Raw genomic sequence first — 18,396 nt, forward strand, 5'->3', positions numbered from 1 at the left:
GACGATAGCTCGCCGTCCGCTGGTTAGGCTGGTGACGTGGCCGTACTCCCGATTCGCATCATGGGTGATCCCGTGCTGCACGCTCCCGCTGCCCGTGTCGACGAGATCACCGATGAGGTGCGCACGCTCGTCGCCGACATGTTCGAGACGATGGACACCGCCCCCGGTGTGGGTCTCGCCGCCCCGCAGGTGGGAGTGGGCCTGCGCATCTTCACGTACACGTACGAGGACGACGAGGGTCGGCCCTGGCGCGGCGTCGTGATCAACCCCGACTTGTGGATCCGTCCGATGGAGCCCGGCTACCCCGACCCCGACGAAGAGAGCGAGGGATGCCTCTCGTTCCCCGGAGAACGCTTCCCGCTGCGGCGGTCGGAGGCGGCGCTGCTCACCGGCACGGATCTCGACGGTCACGCGGTCCGCATCGAGGTGACAGGCTGGCGTGCGCGCATCCTCCAGCACGAGTTCGATCACCTCGACGGCATCCTGTATGTGGATCGTCTCGACGAGGAGGACAGCCGGGTGGCGGCCAAGATTGCGAAGAAGCGCAAGTGGGGCAAGCCGGGCATCTCGTGGATGCCGGGCGTCGACGACATCGACGCGTGAACGGCCAGCCGCGGGGCGGCGTCGTCAGCTCTCGATGATGTTCGGAGCGAACCGGCAGAAGTAGTCGGTGATCGGTCCGTCGGATTCGCGGATGCCGACGCCGAACGCTTCCTGGTTGATCACCCACGACCCGAGCACGGGGTGATTGCTCCCCTGCGCCCCCGGGAAGTCGGGCAGTTCGTGGTACTGCTGCCAGACGCGCTCGCGACCCGCGCCCTCACGGCGGTACTCCTGCCCGTTCGAGGTCACGCTGCCGTCACGGCGATGCACCTGGATGCCATCGCCCTCTCGACCGAAGACGGGTTTGACGACGAAGTCGGTCATGCCGTTGGGGCCGTCGGCATAGGCCGGCAGCAGGTTCGGGTGGCCGGGGAACAATCGCCAGAGGGCGACGAGGAGGAGTTTGTTCGAGAGGAACATCTTCCACGCCGGCTCGTACCACCGGCCGAAGAGTCCGCGACCGGCGATGAGCAGGGCCCCGAACTCCTGGTCGCCGACGACGCGGTCCTCCCCCGAGACGAGGTCTTCCCACGGGTAGAGCTTGAAGAGATTGCGGATCACGGGATACTGCGTGCCCGGGGTGTCGCCGGGCAGCGCCGCGATGCTCCGCGACGAGCCCCAGGGCTCCGGGACGCCGACGAACTGCCGCGCACCATGGTGCCAGCCGATCTCTTTCATCTCGATGCCGGTGTGTTCCCACCCGGCTTCGCCGGCGACGTCCCGCATGTAGGCCACGGTGTCCCAGTCTTCGCCGTAGGTGTCGGCATCCGAGTGGGCGACGAACAGTCGGCCGCCCTCCCCCTCGTTCAACGAGCGGTGCAGCAGGGTTCGCCAGCGCTCCACCAGGGCCTCGTGCAGCCCGTTCCACTGGTCGGTGTCGGCGGGCAGCGCTCCGCTCTTGATCCTGTCCTGCAACCAGAACCACTGCGTGACCGACGCCTCGATGAGACCGGTGGGGGTGTCGCCGTTGTACTCGAGCATCTTGGCGGGTGAGCCGTCGCCGGCATAGGCGAGGTCGAAGCGGGCGTAGACGTCGGGTTCGTCCTGCTCGAGCGACCACTGCGCGAGTTCGAACGCCTTCGGGCTGAGCCCGAGATGACCGAGTGCCCCGGATGCCATGTATGTGGCCGCCTCGAGGCTCATGCGGTGCAGTTCCTCGGTCTGCTTCTCGAGCTCTTCGACCTCGGGGAGGGTGAACACGTAGGCGGCGCCGTCGTTCCAGTACTCCACCGCCGTCCCGTCGTCGCGGACGGAGTGCGAATAGATCAGGCCGGACTGCTTGATGGTGCGCTCCCAGTCGGGACGCGGGTCGAGCTCGATGCGCCGCATCAGCTGCCGTGGCTTCCGTCGGAGCCCGAGCCGCCGAAGCCGCCGCGCGAGACGCTGTCTCCGTCGCTCGAGATGCCGCGGGCAGCGGTCTTGCCCGAAGGAAGGCTGTCGGAACCACCGGTGGCCGGCTGCCCCACCGCGGGAACCGTCCGGCTGCTGGAGCCGAGCGGCAGGTAGTACCAGTGCGCACTGCCGCCGTGGTTGTTGCAATCGTCGTCGGGAAGTCGCTTCTCGGTGGCATTGTCCCGGCAGATCTGGGCGTAGTCGTCCGAGACGTTCGTCCCCTGCCCGCACCCGGTGAGGGTGGCGGCGAGGGCGGCGACGACGCCGACGGTGACGGTGCGCGACGCGCGACGACGCACGACTGGCTGCATGAGGGGACTCCTTCGGAGATGTCGATCCGGCGACACTGCGCCGATGTTCTCACACCCGCGTGCGGGCGATGTCAGACGCGGGATTCGTGGCGCCGCGGGAAAACGTGGGGCGGGGCGCCGGAGGCCGGCATCCATTCGCAGGTGAAACTGCCGCGGTAGCCGAAGAGGAAACCGAAGCGATCATTGTCGACCCGCATGTCGACGTGGAACCGGCCGTCGGTGTCGTCGAAACGTTCGCGGAGGGTGGCGCGGCCGCTGAAGAGCATCGGGAACCGGAAGCCGACCGGCCCCTCGTAGAAGCGCTGCTCCCCCGATCGCAGGAGCAGTCCGCCGTCGTCGTCCACTTTCAGGTCGAGGTCGACGGCGAGATGCTGATGCGTGCCGAGGTAGTCGATGACCCGTCCGTCGTGCAGGATCATCGTCGCGTCGAACCGCGCGGAGCGCCCGCCCACCTCGTACTCGCGGACGAAGGTCACGGTCTCACGACCAAAGGGGTCGAGGTACGGGCTGTTCCAGATGGTGAAGGGCACGTTCTCGCCGACCGCCGGGACGAGGATGTTCCGCAGTTTTCCGAACTGGAGGAACGGGACCGTCCACCAGGGTCCGCGCCGGATCTCGCTCATGACACCGCGGCCGACGCACGCCTGACCCTCATCGAGGCCGACGCCGAAGCGCCGCTGCATCATCGGGTGAAGGCGGTCGAAGTCCGAACCCATGGCCCGCGCGAAGATCGAGGTCATCGTTGGCCTCCCGGCGCGGGCAGCGCGGCGAGCGTGGCGGGTGCGTCGTCGAGCGCACGCCGTCGGTGCGGGGGGATCCTCTCGCAGCGCGACGCGCGGGGGCGATCTCTCCGCCAGAAGGCGACGGCATGCACGAGCGACCAGTGCTCCGGTTCGACACCCGTTTCGAGCCAGAGGCGCAGGCGGTCGAAGCTCCACGCGGTGGCCCAGCCCACGAGGGGCCGGACGATCACGTCGAGCGGGCCCCACCCCGCCGCGTAGTCATAGCCCGTGGAGAACCGGATGCCGCCGTCCACCGGCTCGTACCGCCAGTAGCCGCGACCGTCGCGCAAGGGCGACAGGCAGTCGGCCGTGCTGAAACGCAGAGCGGAGGTACGGCTGCCGTCGGGGCGGGAGCTCTCGCCGATGCTGATGCCGTCGCCGCGGACGGTGTGGACGGGTGTGCGTCTCTCGTAAACGAAGCGCGCGGCGCCGTCCGCGTCGCTCGTGGTGGGTGTGATGCGCGAGAAGCGCACGTCCCACCGCACGTGCTGCGAGGGGTCCTGCGTCGCCGTCCACACCTGGTCGAGCGTCGCGCGGATGGTCGTCGCGACATAGATCCCCCGTGCCCCCATAGCGTCAGCCTAGGCGTGTGGGGGTCGCGCGCGACACATCCCTCGGCGGGTGTCGTCAGCCCGCCCCGAAGGAGTGCAGCGCGAGGTCGTCGCTGAGGGCTTCGCTCGCGAGACGCCCCCGCACACTCGTGCCCTGCTCGTCGAGCGGCGGGCTCACGACGGCGCCGCCGAGACGCCCCGGAACCGAGAGCACGATCGCACCCGAGACGCTCGACTTGGCGGGGATGCCGACCGCTCGCATCCACCGTCCTGATCCGTCGTAGACGCCGCAGGTCGCCATGACCGAGATGACGTCGCGCGCGACGCGCTCAGGCACGGCGCGCTCCCCCGTTCGGGGATTGACTCCGCCGAGCGCGAGAGTGGCGCCCATGACGGCAAGGGTCTCGGCATCCACCAGGGTCGCGCAGGCGCGGGCGTACACCGCGACAGCGTCGTCGGCCGTCGGTTCGAGGGTGCCCTCCGCGCGCATGAGGTGGGCGAGGGCGTGGTTGCGATCGCCGAGGAGATGTTCGTTGTGCGCCACGTCCTCATCGACGTCGAGCTCGCGTCCGGCGAAGGCGGCGAGCCCGCGCGCGATGCGGACCATGCGCGCCTCGGCATCGGCACCCTCGACTAGCGAGGCCGTGAGCAGCGCCCCGGCGTTGACCATGGGGTTCGGCGGCCGGCCGGTGCCGCTTTCGAGTTTGAGGGCGTCGAACGACTCGCCGGTGGGTTCGATGCCCACGCGATCCAGCGCCGCGCCGTCGGTGTCGAGCAGCGCCAGCGCGAACAGGAACGGCTTGACCGCGGACTGCACGCTGAACGAAACGTCCGCCTGTCGACTCGATCGCACCGAGCCGTCGGGCAGGACGAGGGCGAGGGCGCAGAAGTCGGGGTCGGCGTCGGCCAGCTGCGGGATGCTGTCGTCGACCTGTCCCCCGCGCTCCGGAAGTAGGCGTGACCGCAACGCGTCGAGGTCGGCGGTCGGGGCGTCGGGAGGCGAGATCACTCCCCCAGCCTCGCAGTTCCGCGCGGGACCGGGGCCGCTCCCGTCAGTACAGTCCGCGCGCCGCGAGCTCGCCCCGCAGAATCGGCGTCAATCGTTCCGCGAACGCCGGGGTCAGGTGGGTGTCGTCGTACCGCACGGGGGTGTCGCCCGCGAACGCGGGGCAGATGCCCTGCCAGCAGCTGAAGGCAAGCGAGCTGATCGCCGCGTCACCCGTGGTCGCGGCATGGGCCTCGGTCGCGGCCTCCATCTGCGTCCACACATCGTCCACGCCGGCAAGGCACGCCGACGGGCCGGTGAGCGGAGAGACGCAGCGGCCGAGGTCGACGCCGTGGGGCGGAGGCGCGAGGTAGACGGTGTGGCCCGCGGGCGCCCATCCCGTGACCTCGGAGGCGATGGCGGATGCCAGATCACCGGCACTCAGATCGCGTCCATCGACCGCACGCCCCAGCGTGAACGCGTTGGACACCACGAGCAGGTCGGCGGGCGAGGCGGCGATCATCGCCGCGACGTCGGCCTTGCGCTGGGCGCAGCCGGCCATGACCGACGGATCGCGGCTCTCGACGAGCACATCGGTGAAACGGCATCCGTACATTCCGACCGTCGTGACGCGCCACGCTCCCCCGCTGTCGTCGGCGAGCTTCGCGAACGCGGGCGCGTACGCCATCGCGCTCGAGTCGCCCACGAGGTACAGGTGTCGCGGGGCGTCGGCGGAGCCCCACGTGCACCGGCCGGCGTCGAGAGCGACCCCCGGGGTGAAGCAGTCGTGCGCGCGGTTCGCCGATGATGAAGCGCGCTGCACCTCGTCGAGCGAGGGGTGCAGGTCGGGCCACGAGGTGGCGGTGGCCGCGGCCGCGAGTTCCGCCTGCAGCGCGCTGAGGGCGTCACCCGCCTGGGCGGCGACGTCGACCGTGGCGGGGGCTGCCACCGGCAGTCCCGGGAGTGTCGGGGCTCCGTACGCCAACATCACGGCGAGGGCGGTGGCGCCGGAGCCGATTGCGAGGGTGGCGCCGGCCATCGCCACGCGCGGGGCGAAGCGCGCGCGCCAGGCGGCCCACGCGGGTGCGGCGTCAGTGGGGAGGGATGCCGCGGGTGCCGGCATCCGCTCTTCTTCCGGCGTCGGGAGCGGCGCGGGGGCGACGACCGTTGCGGGGGCGGGTTCGACCGGGGCCGCGGCGGCGCGGGATCCGGGGTAGTACCGCTGACCGGGAACGTACCCGGCGGGTCGCGAGGCGAGCGCGCTCGGGCGGCGCGACGCCGGGATCGCTTCGGGGGCCGCCGGGGCCGGAGACGTCGGCTCCGCGACGCGCGGCGCGGCCCACGGCGAACGGTGAAACGGCTGCTCGACGCCGAGGTACGTCGCGACCGTCAGGACGAGCATGGCCAGGATCGTGATCGCCGTCGCGGCGGGCCCGGGCGCGAGCAGGACGCCCGCGAAGACGATCACCGGCAGATGCCAGAGGTAGAGCGAGTACGAGAGGTCGCCGAGGGTGACGGCGAGGGGGTTCGTGAGCACGAAGAGGTGCCGGTGGCGGGGATCGCCGCCGATCCCCCCGCCGATCACGAGCGCCGCACCGATCACCGGGAGCGCGGCGGTGGGCGCCGGGAAGGGGCCCGCGGGGTCGATCACGAAGAACGCCGCGAGGATCACGGCCACCCCGGCCCAGGCGAGCAGGCCGCGGGCCGCCGCCGGGATGCGCGCGAGCACGGGAGCGGCGGACGCGATGACGGCACCCGTGGCGAGTTCACCCGCCCGGGTGAGCGTGGAGAAGTACGCCAGGCTCGGATCGACCGGCGTCTGGACGACGGCGACGATCCCGGATGCCACGACCACCACCCCGGCGAGGAGTCCCACCGCCACGCGTCCCCCTCGTGCGCGGCGCGCGGCGGCCGGAAGAGCGGCGACGGCGAGGAGGACGAGCAAGGGCCAGGCCACAGAGAACTGCTCTTCGACCGACAGCGACCAGAAATGCTGGAGGGGCGAGACATCCGTTGAGGCGAAGTAGTCGCGGCCCCCGAGGGCGAAGTGCCAGTTGGAGACGAGGCCCGCCGCAGACAGGGCATCGGTCAGGGTGCTTTCGGCCCGCACGGGCGAGAAGACCAAGAAGGCGGCGCCGACAACGGCCGTGAGGACGACCAGCGCGGCGGGGAGCAGCCGCTTCACCCGTCGCGCGAAGAAGGCTCCGAGTCGAACCGTGCCCTCGCGGTCCAGGTCGGAGAGGAGGATTCCCGTGACGAGGAACCCCGAGAGGACGAAGAACACGTCGACGCCCACGAAACCACCACGGGGCCACGCCGTCAGGTGCGTGGCGACGACAGCGACGACGGCGATGGCGCGGAGCCCCTGCAGGTCGCGACGCACACGAGAGGCGGGGGCGGGCACGTCGGATCCTCTCGGGCCGGCGTCGGCGGCCGGAAAGAGCCTAGTGGAACCGCTCCCACGGTGCCGAGGCACAGCCCCCTCGCGCACTCGCACGGGACGGGGAACGCAGAGCCTGCCCCCGAACCGAGCCACCATTATGCGCGTCGGAGTGGAACCCCGCCACCCCCGGTTGCGAGGGGCCGCGCGGGCATAGTGTCCGACTCGACGGATGCGTCCCGGCATCCCTCCCTCTCGCCGTCAGGCGGTCCTGCTCGAAGGAATCGATGAGCCTCTCATCCGACCACGCGATGCCCCACGCGGGCGACATCCTCGGCGGCCGTTACATCCTGCGCGAGCGGATCGGCGCCGGCGGGATGGGGCGCGTCTTCCGCGCGCGTGACGAGGTGCTCGCGCGCGACGTGGCCATCAAGATCTTCTACGCCGACGCCGCAGACGAACCCGAACCCTTCCGCCGGATGTCGGAGGCGCGCACTCTCGCGGCCCTCGCGCACCCCTCGCTCGTCACCCTGTACGACGCTCGACTCACTGGCGACGACCACGTGTACCTCGTGATGGAGCTCGTCGACGGCCCGTCGCTGCAGCGGCGCATCGAGCAGGGCCCTCTCGCATCCGCCGAGGTCGCGGGGATCGTGGCCGACCTCGCGGCGGCGCTCACGGTGGTGCACGACGCGGGCATCGTGCACCGTGACGTCAAGCCGTCCAACGTGCTGCTGCGGCCCGTGCGAGGCGGGGTGCGTTCGCACGAGGCCGTGCTCGCGGACTTCGGCGTCGCACGTCTGATCGGCGCGACACGACTGACCACCCCCGGAACCGTCATCGGGACGGCCGCCTATCTGGCCCCGGAGCAGGTACGCGGGGAGGCGCCCCGTGCCGCGTCGGACGTCTACGCGCTCGGGCTCCTCGCCATCGAGGCGCTCACGCGCCTGCACCCCTTCGGGGGAGGGACGCTGCAAGAGACACTGTTGGCTCGCCTCGCTCGTCAGCCCGAGATTCCGGGGTCGTACGGCTTCGAGTGGCAGTCCCTGCTGACGTCCATGACCGCTTTCGATCCCGACGAACGGCCCACCGCGGCGAACGTGGTCGAGCGCGCCGAGGCCCTGGCCTTCGAGACGGGTGAGACCGTGACGGCTGCGCCGGCGGCGTCATGGGCGATGCCGACCGCGTTGATGACTGCCCCCGTCACCCCGCCTGCCGCGCGCGCCGAGCCGGTGGCGCCGGTGGGCGCGGCTGCGATGTCGACGACTCTCCCGCGCTCCAACGCTGAGACGACCGCACCGGTGTCGGCCGCCGCGTCGGTGGGAGCCGGCAGCGTACCCGCGACGTCGGCTCGCGCGCCCCGTTCGCGGCGACGCCGCGTGCTGTGGGCCGGAGCCGCCGCCGGCGCTGCCCTCGTCATCGGCGGGCACGTCATGGCCTTCTCTCTCGGCGCCGGATCCGACATGACCACGGACCGCGTCTCGACCCCGGCTCCCTCGTCGACGCCGGGCCCCGTCGTGGCCGAGAACGTCCCCTCGTCCGTCGAGCCGGTGTCCAACACGGATGCCGAGACCCCGCCGCCGGTGAAAGACCCCGGCACCTCGCAGCCCACGCAGCCCTCCCCCGCCCAGCCCGTCGTCGAGGCGCCGGGTGGCGGGGACTCACAGCCCGGTCAGGGCTCGCCCGGCTCCGGTGGCTCCGCCGTCGTCGAGCCGGCGCCCGACACCCCTGCACCGGGCGGCGACAGCGCGGTCCCGACGCCGAGCACATCCCCCTCCCCCGGAGCGAGCACCGGCACGGCGCCGGGCGCGGGCTCGCCGGGCAAAGGCAACGGGAACGGCAACGGCAACGGCAACGGCAAGGGGAACGGCGCGAACAACGGCAAGGGGCCGGGCGCAGGGCAGATCGCAGACGTCCCGGCGAACTAGCGGATTCCCCGGTCCGCTCGAAGGCGCACCTTCCGCTCGCGCCGTCATGCGATTCGCGTGTCGAGCCGCGCTCGGCGGTGACCTCTGGGCACTCCAGAGCTCATTGCCGTTTCGAAAGGCCCCGTGCAACGACGAAGGCCCGGCGCTGATGCGTCGGGCCTTGCGTTGGCTCCCCGGCTTGGACTCGAACCAAGAACCTATCGGTTAACAGCCGATTGCTCTGCCAATTGAGCTACCGAGGATCATGCTCACCTTGCGGCGGGCAACCCCACGATACTAACAGCACGCGGGGGCGGCGGAAAAATCAACCGGCCGAAATCCGCCTCTCGGGCGTGCCGTCGGGTGTCCACTGCACGGCCTGGTCGCCATGACCGAGTCCGACGGCGTGACCGGCGTGCAGCACGAGGACATCGGCATCCAGGTCTTTCGGCGCTTCTGCGTCGTTCGTCACGATGAGCGATGCCATGCCGCGCTCGTCGCGACGCCTCGTGATGGACGCGCGAGCCGCGGCGCGCACCTCGAGGTCGAGGTTGGCGTACAGGTCGTCGGCGACGAACAGACGCGGCTCGAGCACGAGGGCGCGAGCGAGAGCGACGCGCTGACGCATGCCGGCGCTGAGCTCGTAGGGGTACTTCGGCGCGGTGCCGAGCGGCAGTTCCATCTCGTCGAGGAGCGTGGCCACGCGCACCGCGAGAGCCCGCGAGTTGACTTTGCGGTCGCGGCTCGTGATGGGCTCGGCGATCACGTCCTGCACGGTCAAGCGCGAGGGAAGCGCGGCTCCGGCCCCCTGCGGCAGGTAGCCGGTGTGGAACACCCACTCACGGCGGGCGCGGCCGGGCCTGCGGGCCGAGATGCCGTGCACGCGCGCGTCTCCCCCGACCACCGTCAGCCCGTCGTCGGGGTGGCCCGCGAGGAGCGAGACGAGCGAGGTCTTGCCCGATCCCGTCGCTCCCTGCACGATCATCGTGCGCGCGGCGGGCAGGGTGAAGGTGATCCCGTCGATCACGCGCACGCCGCTGCGCGCCAGAGACAGGTCGTCGGCGCGAAGGGCGACGTCGGTGTCGAGGGTCCGGGGCATTCCCTCATCCTCCCCGACGAGCACGAGCGATGCCAGCGGCGCGCGGCAGCAAGCCGTCAGGTCGCGACGAGTCGCTGACGATCGGCGTCCAGCTCGCGCAGGCGGAAGCGCAGTCTCTTGCCCTCGTCGGAATCGGCGGGAACCCGCTGGATGCCGCGGAGCAATTCGTTCTTCTCGCGCTCGAGCTCGCGCACGAGCAGGCCCCGCGCGAGGTCGTTCGCCGAGGCAACAGCTCCCTCTTCGGTGCGCGCCGGGAACTCGGCGGTCAGCAACTCCGCCGCGAGCGACCGGAAGGGCTCGCGGACGGCCTCGACCGCGGCGACGGCCCAGCCGGGTTGGGACAGGTCGGTGGAGGCCAGGGCACTGCGAACGGCCTCGAGCGCGGGATGGCTGAACGGCGTCTGCAGCGCCCGCAGGAACACGTCCGGCTCGATGCGGTGGCCGTACTGGAGGAAGGCCATCATCGCGCCGCGTTCGAGGGCGACATCGCGATTGTTCGGGAGCGATGCCATCGTGACCGAGATCGCGATCGGTGCGGGCTCGTTGTCTTTGCGCGTCTCGCGCTTCTCGGCGCGGTCGGCGCCGCGGGCCGCGCGCTCGACGGCCGACTGCACCTCGGGCATGTCGAGACCGAGGCGGCGTGCGAGCACGCGGACGTATCCCGGGCGGAGCGCGGGGTCGCGGATGTCGGCCACGATGGGCGCCGCCGCGCGCAGGGCGCCGGCCCGACCCTCGACGCTGGAGAGGTCGAAGTCCTTGAGGCGCTGATCGATGACGAACTCGAACATGGGCGCCTTGTTCTCCATCAACGCGCGCACGGCTCCGTCGCCGCGCTGCAGGCGCAGGTCGCACGGATCGAGGCCCTCGGGGGCGACGGCGACGTACGTCTGCGCCGCGAAGCGCTTCTCATCGGCGAAGGCGCGCAGCGCCGCTTTCTGCCCCGCGGCATCCGGATCGAAGGTGAAGACGACCTCGCCCGACGAGCTGTCATCGCCCATCACTCGCCGCAGCACCGTGATGTGGTCGCTGCCGAAGGCGGTACCGCACGACGCGATCGCGGTGGTGATACCCGCGAGATGGCAGGCCATGACGTCGGTGTAGCCCTCGACCACGACGACCCGGTGCGACCGCGAGATGTCGCGCTTGGCGAGATCGAGGCCGTACAGTACCTGCGCCTTCTTGTAGATCGGCGTCTCGGGGGTGTTGAGGTACTTGGGGCCCTGGTCGTCGTCATAGAGCTTGCGCGCGCCGAAGCCGATGACCTGCCCGGTGACGTCGCGGATGGGCCAGACGAGCCGCCCGCGGAAGCGGTCGTAGACGCCGCGCTGCCCCTGCGAGACCAGCCCCGCCTGCAGCAGTTCGTCGCGGGTGAACTTCTGCGCGAGCAGGTGGTCCATGAGGTGCGACCAGCCCTTCGGGGCGTAGCCGACGCCGAAGTGAGCGGCCGCGCCCGCGTCGAACCCGCGATCGCCGAGGAAGCGGCGGCCGGTGTCGGCCTCGGGCGTCATGAGCTGCGCGCGGAAGTACTCCGCCGCCGCCGCGTTCGCGGCGTACAGGCGCGAGCGGCCGGTCGTTTCGGGCGCGGGCCCGCCGTCTTCGTAGTGCAGCGTGAAGCCGACGCGCGCGGCCATGCGTTCGACGGCCTCGGTGAACGAGACGTGGTCCATCGCGCGGAGGAACGAGTACACGTCGCCCGATTCGCCGCAGCCGAAGCAGTGGTAGTACCCGACCTGAGGGCGCACGTGGAAGCTGGGGCTCCGCTCGTCGTGGAAGGGGCACAGGCCCTTCATCGACCCGACGCCGGCCGACTTCAGCGCGACGCGCTCACCGACGACATCGGCGATGTTGACCCGCGCCTTGACCTCGTCGACGTCGGACTGGCGGATGCGGGGCATCAGGCATCCGCTCCCCGGGCGGCGCGGGCGCCGGGAGCCCAGACGCCGAGCTCGGCGGCATCCACTTCTCCCACGAGCCGGCCGTGCCACGCGATCGCGAGCTGATCGGTCAGGCTCGCGACCTGGTCGACCACGACGCGGCGGCGCGCGGCGTCGTCGGTGGCCGCGGCGAAGTCGGGGGCGTGCAGGGCGTCGAGGGCGCCGGGGTTCTCCCAGAGGGCGGATGCCAAGCGCTTGAGCACGTGGCGCTGCTCGCGGTACAGCACCTTGCGGCCGTCGATCGAGACGACGGTGGCGCCGATGATGCCCTTGAGCACCGCCATCTCGACCTCGACCTCGGCGGGCACGATGACGTGGGCGCGGTAGCGGGTCAGCTCGTCGGCGGGGTACGCCTCGCGCGTGGCGGCGGTGGCGGCGCGTGCGAAGCGGCCGATCAAGTCGGACGTGAGGTTCTTCAGCCGCGCGAGCGCGGGGCGCGTGCCGTCGAACGTGGTGATCCATTCGGGCATGGCCATGAGGCGCTCGAGGCCCGCGGCGAGATCGTCGCGCACGAAGTCGTAGCCCACCCAGCGCTGGATCGCGTCGAGCAGCCCCTCGCGACCGACGCGCGACGCGAGGCGGGCCGGGTCGACGTAGCGGTTCACCATCGCGTCTTCGAAGTCGTGCACCGAGTAGGCGATGTCGTCGGAGAGGTCCATGACCTCGGCCTCGATGCAGCGCTGGCGCGCGGGCGCTCCGCCGCGCATCCAGTGGAACACCGGCTCGTCGTCGGGGTAGACGCCGAACTTCAAGCGGCCGCCCGGGTCGGGCACCGGCTCGTCGACCGTCCACGGGTACTTGCACGTGGCGTCGAGGCTCGCGCGGGTGAGGTTGAGGCCGTACGGCTCGCCGTCGGCGCCGAACGACTTCGGTTCGAGGCGCGTGAGGATGCGCAGGGTCTGCGCATTGCCCTCGAACCCGCCGATGTCTTCGGCCCACTCGTTGAGGGCACGTTCGCCGTTGTGGCCGAAGGGCGGGTGTCCGAGGTCGTGACTCAGGCACGCGGTGTCGACGACGTCGGGCGACAGCTGCAGGGCCGTCGCGAGCTCACGTCCCACCTGCGCGACCTCGAGCGAGTGCGTGAGGCGGTTGCGGGCGAAGTCGGCGGGGCTCGCGGGACTGAGCACCTGAGTCTTCGCGGCGAGGCGGCGCAGCGCCGCGGAGTGCAGCACGCGGGCGCGGTCGCGCGCGAAGTCGTCGCGCTGGGAGCGGTGGTTCTCGACGTGGAAGCGCGCCGCGTCGACGTCGTCGTAGCCGAGCGGTCGAGCGACCGCCGGCGACGCCTCAACCGCCACTGTGGTGCAACTCCGCGTCGGCGAGCGCGCGACCGGCATCGTGGCCGATCTCGCGGGAGTCGAGCCAGCCGTCGGGAAGGGCCGGGCGCTTCGGCGTGCCCGCACGACCGCGCTGCCCCTCGGCCGCGGCACCCGGGTACGGGGCGTCGAGTTCCATCGTGGCCAGCAGCTCGTCGATCTCGTCGAGGGTCGACGCGGTCGCGAGGCTCGCGCGCAGCTCGCCTCCGACGGGGTAGCCCTTGAAGTACCAGGCGACGTGCTTGCGGATGTCACGGCATCCGCGCCCCTCGTCTTCGAAGAACTCCACGAGCAGTTCGGCGTGACGACGGAAGGCTTTCGCGACGAAACCGAGCGTGGCGTCGACGGGCTTGCCGTGGGCGGCACCCGGTCCCCCCAGCGCGCGCGCCAGGTCGCCGAACAGCCACGGGCGGCCGAGGCAGCCGCGGCCGACGACGACGCCGTCGCAGCCGGTCTCGTCCATCATGCGCACGGCGTCATCGGCCGACCAGATGTCGCCGTTGCCGAGCACCGGAACGCTCGTGACCGTCTCTTTGAGCGTGGTGATCGCCGCCCAGTCGGCCTGACCCGAGTAGAACTCGGATGCCGTGCGGGCGTGCAGCGCGATCGAGGCGACGCCCGCGCCCTCGGCGATGCGCCCGGCCTCGAGGTAGGTGAGGTGGTCGGCGTCGATGCCCTTGCGCATCTTGATGGTCAGCGGCTTGTCGCCCGCGGCCTTGACCGCGCGCTCGACGATCTCGCGGAACAGCGAGGTCTTCCACGGCAGGGCCGCTCCCCCGCCGCGTCGCGTGACCTTGGGCACGGGGCAGCCGAAGTTGAGGTCGATGTGGTCGGCGTGGTCTTCGGCGACGATCATATGCACCGCGGCCTCGACGGTGGCCGGGTCGACGCCGTAGAGCTGGATCGAGCGCGGGGTCTCGGACTCGTGATGCTGGATAAGTCGCATCGTCGTCTCGTTGCGCTCGACCAGCGCGCGGGTCGTGATCATCTCGCTCACGTAGAGCCCGGCACCGTACTCGCGACACAGGCGGCGGAACGCCGTGTTCGTGATGCCGGCCATCGGGGCGAGCACGACGGGAGCGTCGAGTTCGATGTTGCCGATGCGGAGGGACCGCGTCGGAGCCATTGCCGTATTCACTTCACCATTCTCCCAGACGGATAACGACAGCGGTGCCCGCTCCCGGCGAATCGGAAACGGGCACCGCTGTGGAGGAGCCTCACGCGTCGGCGGTCTCCGTGGCCTCGCGACGCTCGCCCCACACCTGGCGGGCGATCTGGCTGAAGGCCTCGACCGGCTGCGCGCCACTGACGCCGTACTTGCCGTCGATGACGAAGAAGGGCACGCCGGTGATGCCGAACTGGCGGGCCTGCTCCTGGTCGGCGCGGACGGCCGCGCGGAAGCGCTGCGAGGCGAGGGCCTCGCGGGCCTCCGCCTCGTCGAGACCGACCTCGACCGCGAGGGCGACGAGGTCGTCGTCGCGACCGACGTGCTTTCCCTCGAGGAAGTACGCCGACATGAGCACCTCGGCGAGCTCGAGCTGCTTGCCGTTCTCCTTCGCGAAGTGCAGCAGTTCGTGCGCCTTCACGGTGTTCGTGTGCTTGAGGATGTCGAAGCGGTATGCGAGGCCGGCATCGGCGGCGACGCCGGTCACGCGGTCGAGCATCTCGCGAGCGGACTCGGGCGAGATGCCCTTGTGCTGCGAGAGGTAGTCGACCTCTCCCCCGTCGAAGTCCTCGGGGGTGTCGGGCGAGAGCTCGAACGAGTGGTACTCGATCTCGACGACCGGGGCGTCGTCGTCAGCGGCCGTGGCGGCCAGGCCGTTCTCGAGGTTTCGCTTGCCGATGTAGCACCAGGGGCAGGCGATGTCACTCCACACGTCGATCTTGATGGCATCCGTCATATCGCGTGCAACCTTTCGAATCGCCGATCTATTCCGTCAACGGCATCGATCACGTCGTCGGCTTGTCCACAGCCCCTCCAAACCGGCGATCGCGCGACTGGTAGTGCCCGATGGCCTCCCACAGGTGCGTGCGACGGAAGTCGGGCCACAGGGTGTCGAGGAACACCATCTCGGCGTATGCCGACTCCCAGAGCAGGAAGTTCGAGGTGCGCTGCTCGCCGCTCGAGCGCACGAACAGGTCGACGTCGGGCATGTCGGGCTGGTACAGGTTCTTGCGGATGAGCTTCTCGGTCACGGCCGAGGGCTTGAGCTTGCCGGACGCGATGTCGTCGCCGATGCGGCGCACGGCATCCACGATCTCGACGCGACCGCCGTAGTTGACGCACATCGTCAGGGTCAGGGTGGAGTTGCCCTCGGTGAGACGTTCGGCGTGCTGCAGCTCTTTGATGACCGAGCCCCACAGGCGCGGCTTGCGACCCGACCAGCGGATGCGCACGCCCCACTCGTTGAGCTGATCGCGGCGGCGGTGCAGCACCTCGCGGTTGAATCCCATGAGGAAGCGCACCTCGTCGGGTGAGCGCGACCAGTTCTCTGTGGAGAAGGCGTAGACCGACAGGTGCTTCACGCCCGCCTGAATGGCACCCGCCACGACGTCGAGCAGGGCCGCCTCACCCGCGCGGTGGCCCTCCACGCGGGTCAGGCCTTGCCGGTTGGCCCACCGGCCGTTGCCGTCCATCACGATCGCGACGTGCTCGGGAACCGCGCCCTTCGGGAAGGCCGGCGGGTACTCGCCCGTCCAGTCGAGGGGGCGGTACGGCACGGCGTCGCGGTGCGTGAACGGCTTGGGTGTCATCGATGCGACTCCAGGTGCGAGAGGGAGCGGATGCCGCGCTCCAGGTGGAACTGCGCGTACGCGGCCACGAGGCCCGAGGCCGCCGCGATCGTGCGACCGGGGGCGGCGTCGATCGTCTCCCACTCCCCGGCCATCAGGGCGCGGAGCATGTCGACCGTGTCGCGCGCGACGCGCGGCGAGCCCGCGGGGGCGCACGTCGAGCAGACGACGCCGCCGAGCTGCGGGAGGAAGTAATCGTGGTCGCCGATGGTGCCGCAGCGCGCGCACTCGGTCAGACCGGGCGCCCACCCCGACAGCGCCATCGCGCGCAGCAGGTACGAGTCGAGCACGCTGCGCTCGGAATGCTCACCGCGGGCGAGGGATCGAAGTCCACCGACCAGCAGCAGGTACTGCTGGGGTGTCGCCTCGGCCTCATTCAGGCGATCGGCGGTCTCGACCATGGCGCTGGCCGTGGTGTAGACGTCGTAGTCCGCCACGATCTCGGCCCCGTACGACCCGAGCGACTCGGCCTGCTGCACGATGTCGAGGTTGCGCCCCTTGAACAGCTGCACGTCGGCGACCATGAACGGCTCGAGGCGCGAACCGAACTTCGACGAGGTGCGGCGCACGCCCTTCGCGACCGCGCGGATCTTGCCGTTGCGGCGGCTGAGCAGGGTGAGGATGCGGTCCGCCTCCCCGAGCTTGTGGGTACGCAGGACCACGACCTCGTCGCGGTAGGTGGGCACAGTCCATTATCCGCCCGCTCCCCCGGGAAGCGGCTGCGCGTCGCCCTGGCGCGCCGCCAGCCTCAGCGGGCGGTCGCCGCTCCCTGCTGAAGGGGCCACGACCCGTCGGGAATCGGCAGGTCGGGGCGGGCGTGCTGCAAGAAGTCGATCAGCTGGGGGTAGCCCAGCATGAGTCGGGTCGCACCGAATCGCGTCGTGCCCTCCGTCTTCGCGAGGATGCCGCCGAACCGGTCGCCGGGGTTCGGCTCCAACCGGGTGATCTCGGCCAGCGGCACCGCGTTCGGTCCGCGCACCAGACCGAACGACCACACCAGGTCGGGGGTGACCTCCAGTCGCATGCGCTTCATCCCCCGCGCCAGGAACACGAAGAGGATGCCGCCGACGAACATCGCCGCCCCGGCGATGACCATGCTCGTCTCGGGGTCCTTCACCCCCGCCGCGGCCAGGAGCAGGATGCTGCCGAGCACGATGACCGCGATGCCGAACGTGCGGATCAGGACGCGTTGCCATTTCCGCGTCGACACGACGAACAGCACGCCCTCGCGCGTCGCTCGAGCCGTCGCCGCCGACGGTGAACGTCGGATGATCGCCGTCACGATCGTGGTGACCGCCCCCGCGATGAGCACGGCCACCGCCACGCTCGAATTCGCCCCCCAGTGCATCTGCAGTCCCCTCCGGCGACTCGTGGTCGCATCGACGTTCCGGGCGCACCACATCGGCCCCCCTGCCCTCGATGAAAGCGCATCCGAGCTGCTCGTGCTCACCCTGGACGGCGGCCCTGCCGGGTGCTACACATCGCGGGCACCACGGTGACGCGCGTATCTCCGACGTTGCGCACGCGCCTCCGCACGCCGATCGCGCGTGTCCCGGAGAATGGATGCCGTGAACGCCTCGGTCTTCGTCATCCCCCTGTGGGCGGATCTCACCGCCGTCGCCCTGGGTGGTGTGCAGGGCGCGCTGTTCGCGTCCGGCTTCCAGGGGCAGCGACGCCTCGATCTGCTCGGGGTGGCGATCATCGGCATCCTGCTCGGCATGGGCGGTGGTCTCATCCGCGATCTGCTGCTGGGGCTCACCCCCGCGACGCTGCAGAGCAACTGGTACCTCATCACCGCGACGCTCGCCTCGATCGTCGGCATGCTGCTGTCGGGGATCTTCCAGCGGCTGAACCGCGCGATCGTCATGCTCGACGCCGTGGTGATCGGCCTGTTCGGCGCCTTCGGCACGTCGAAGGCGCTCGCCCTCGGCATGCCGGCGGTTCCCGCGGTGTTCGTCGGCGTGCTCGCCGCGGCCGGGGGCAGCGTGCTGCGCGACGTGCTGATGGGGCTGCCGGTCGCGATCATGCACGTCGGCTCGCTGTACGCTGTCGCCGCCGGTGGCGGGTGCGTGGTGTTGGCGACCACCGCGGCGTTCGGGGTGCCGCTTCCGATCGCGGCGGTGGTCGGCGTGATCGTGACGACGATCATCCGCGTCCTCGCCGTGATCTTCGACCTCTCGCTGCCCGAGCAGCGCAAGATCTATCGCCGCAAGGTCGCGGTCGAGACCACCGGCATCCCGATCATCCGGGTCGACGAGTCGGAGTGAGCCAGGCGCCGCGCGCGTGAGGGGTCATCTTGTGTCGCCTGGCCCGGGCGGAAGCGACAGTTTTCGACCCCTGACACGA

17 protein-coding genes and 1 tRNA gene are annotated in these 18,396 nt (G+C 70.8%); 3 read left to right on the top strand and 15 right to left on the bottom strand.

All coding sequences use genetic code 11. From position 1 onward, the window contains the following. Positions 1–36 precede the first annotated feature (36 nt). A complete protein-coding gene (gene def, locus OVA26_RS10305) occupies positions 37–603 on the top strand; it encodes a peptide deformylase (protein WP_074694997.1) in 567 nt (188 codons plus the stop codon). Positions 604–627: 24 nt separating this feature from the next. Here the strand turns inward: def and OVA26_RS10310 are convergent, their stop codons facing one another. From OVA26_RS10310 to OVA26_RS10335, 6 genes are all read right to left on the bottom strand, one after another. Next, the gene (locus OVA26_RS10310) at positions 628–1,932 is read right to left on the bottom strand and encodes a glutathionylspermidine synthase family protein (protein WP_268104033.1); all 1,305 of its coding nucleotides are present in this window, start codon (positions 1,930–1,932) and stop codon (positions 628–630) included. Further along, positions 1,932–2,306 carry a hypothetical protein gene (locus OVA26_RS10315; RefSeq protein WP_056231331.1) on the bottom strand — a complete coding sequence of 125 codons (375 nt, stop codon included), beginning with the start codon at positions 2,304–2,306 and terminating at the stop codon, positions 1,932–1,934. The genes OVA26_RS10310 and OVA26_RS10315 overlap by 1 nt, the downstream gene beginning before the upstream one ends. Positions 2,307–2,377: 71 nt before the next feature. Next, positions 2,378–3,046, bottom strand: a complete 669-nt coding sequence (locus OVA26_RS10320; protein ID WP_268104034.1) for a DUF4166 domain-containing protein — start codon at positions 3,044–3,046, stop codon at positions 2,378–2,380. Beyond that, positions 3,043–3,660 (bottom strand): SRPBCC family protein, encoded by a 618-nt coding sequence (locus OVA26_RS10325; RefSeq protein WP_268104035.1) that lies wholly within the window; start codon positions 3,658–3,660, stop codon positions 3,043–3,045. The genes OVA26_RS10320 and OVA26_RS10325 overlap by 4 nt, the downstream gene beginning before the upstream one ends. Positions 3,661–3,715: 55 nt before the next feature. Next, positions 3,716–4,648, bottom strand: coding sequence for a glutaminase A (gene glsA / locus OVA26_RS10330; RefSeq protein WP_235557011.1), 933 nt, complete (start codon positions 4,646–4,648; stop codon positions 3,716–3,718). A gap of 43 nt (positions 4,649–4,691) precedes the next feature. Beyond that, positions 4,692–7,028, bottom strand: coding sequence for an acyltransferase family protein (locus OVA26_RS10335; protein WP_268104036.1), 2,337 nt, complete (start codon positions 7,026–7,028; stop codon positions 4,692–4,694). Between the two features lie 263 nt (positions 7,029–7,291). Between OVA26_RS10335 and OVA26_RS10340 the strand changes: the two genes are divergently transcribed. Continuing rightward, entirely contained in the window at positions 7,292–8,932 is a 1,641-nt protein-coding gene (locus OVA26_RS10340; protein ID WP_268104037.1) for a serine/threonine-protein kinase, read from the top strand. A 166-nt stretch (positions 8,933–9,098) separates the two neighbouring features. On the opposite strand, the gene OVA26_RS10345 is transcribed toward OVA26_RS10340, so the two are convergent. From OVA26_RS10345 to OVA26_RS10385, 9 genes are all read right to left on the bottom strand, one after another. Next, positions 9,099–9,174, bottom strand: a tRNA-Asn gene (locus tag OVA26_RS10345). Positions 9,175–9,236: 62 nt separating this feature from the next. Beyond that, positions 9,237–10,010 (bottom strand): ATP-binding cassette domain-containing protein, encoded by a 774-nt coding sequence (locus tag OVA26_RS10350; RefSeq protein WP_074695003.1) that lies wholly within the window; start codon positions 10,008–10,010, stop codon positions 9,237–9,239. A gap of 56 nt (positions 10,011–10,066) precedes the next feature. Beyond that, complete coding sequence (gene dnaG / locus OVA26_RS10355) at positions 10,067–11,905, bottom strand: DNA primase (protein WP_268104038.1); 1,839 nt, start codon at positions 11,903–11,905, stop codon at positions 10,067–10,069. Beyond that, positions 11,905–13,278, bottom strand: coding sequence for a deoxyguanosinetriphosphate triphosphohydrolase (locus tag OVA26_RS10360; protein ID WP_371129320.1), 1,374 nt, complete (start codon positions 13,276–13,278; stop codon positions 11,905–11,907). The genes dnaG and OVA26_RS10360 overlap by 1 nt, the downstream gene beginning before the upstream one ends. Continuing rightward, on the bottom strand, positions 13,229–14,383 hold the full coding sequence (gene dusB, locus OVA26_RS10365; RefSeq protein ID WP_268104039.1) for a tRNA dihydrouridine synthase DusB: 1,155 nt from the start codon (positions 14,381–14,383) through the stop codon (positions 13,229–13,231). Before dusB ends, OVA26_RS10360 begins: the two co-directional genes overlap by 50 nt. 91 nt (positions 14,384–14,474) lie before the next feature. Further along, on the bottom strand, positions 14,475–15,158 hold the full coding sequence (locus OVA26_RS10370; RefSeq protein ID WP_056231304.1) for a DsbA family oxidoreductase: 684 nt from the start codon (positions 15,156–15,158) through the stop codon (positions 14,475–14,477). Positions 15,159–15,207: 49 nt separating this feature from the next. Beyond that, entirely contained in the window at positions 15,208–16,011 is an 804-nt protein-coding gene (locus tag OVA26_RS10375; RefSeq protein WP_074695006.1) for an isoprenyl transferase, read from the bottom strand. Further along, positions 16,008–16,736, bottom strand: a complete 729-nt coding sequence (gene recO, locus OVA26_RS10380) for a DNA repair protein RecO (protein WP_056231295.1) — start codon at positions 16,734–16,736, stop codon at positions 16,008–16,010. The genes OVA26_RS10375 and recO overlap by 4 nt, the downstream gene beginning before the upstream one ends. A gap of 62 nt (positions 16,737–16,798) precedes the next feature. Continuing rightward, positions 16,799–17,374, bottom strand: coding sequence for a hypothetical protein (locus tag OVA26_RS10385; protein ID WP_268104040.1), 576 nt, complete (start codon positions 17,372–17,374; stop codon positions 16,799–16,801). A gap of 235 nt (positions 17,375–17,609) precedes the next feature. Between OVA26_RS10385 and OVA26_RS10390 the strand changes: the two genes are divergently transcribed. Next, positions 17,610–18,317: a trimeric intracellular cation channel family protein gene (locus OVA26_RS10390; protein ID WP_442786073.1), complete on the top strand. Its 708-nt coding sequence runs from the start codon at positions 17,610–17,612 to the stop codon at positions 18,315–18,317. The last annotated feature ends 79 nt before the right edge of the window (positions 18,318–18,396 follow it).

Origin of the sequence: Microbacterium sp. SL62 (genome assembly GCF_026672635.1) — a bacterium.
Taxonomy (GTDB): domain Bacteria; phylum Actinomycetota; class Actinomycetes; order Actinomycetales; family Microbacteriaceae; genus Microbacterium; species Microbacterium testaceum_A.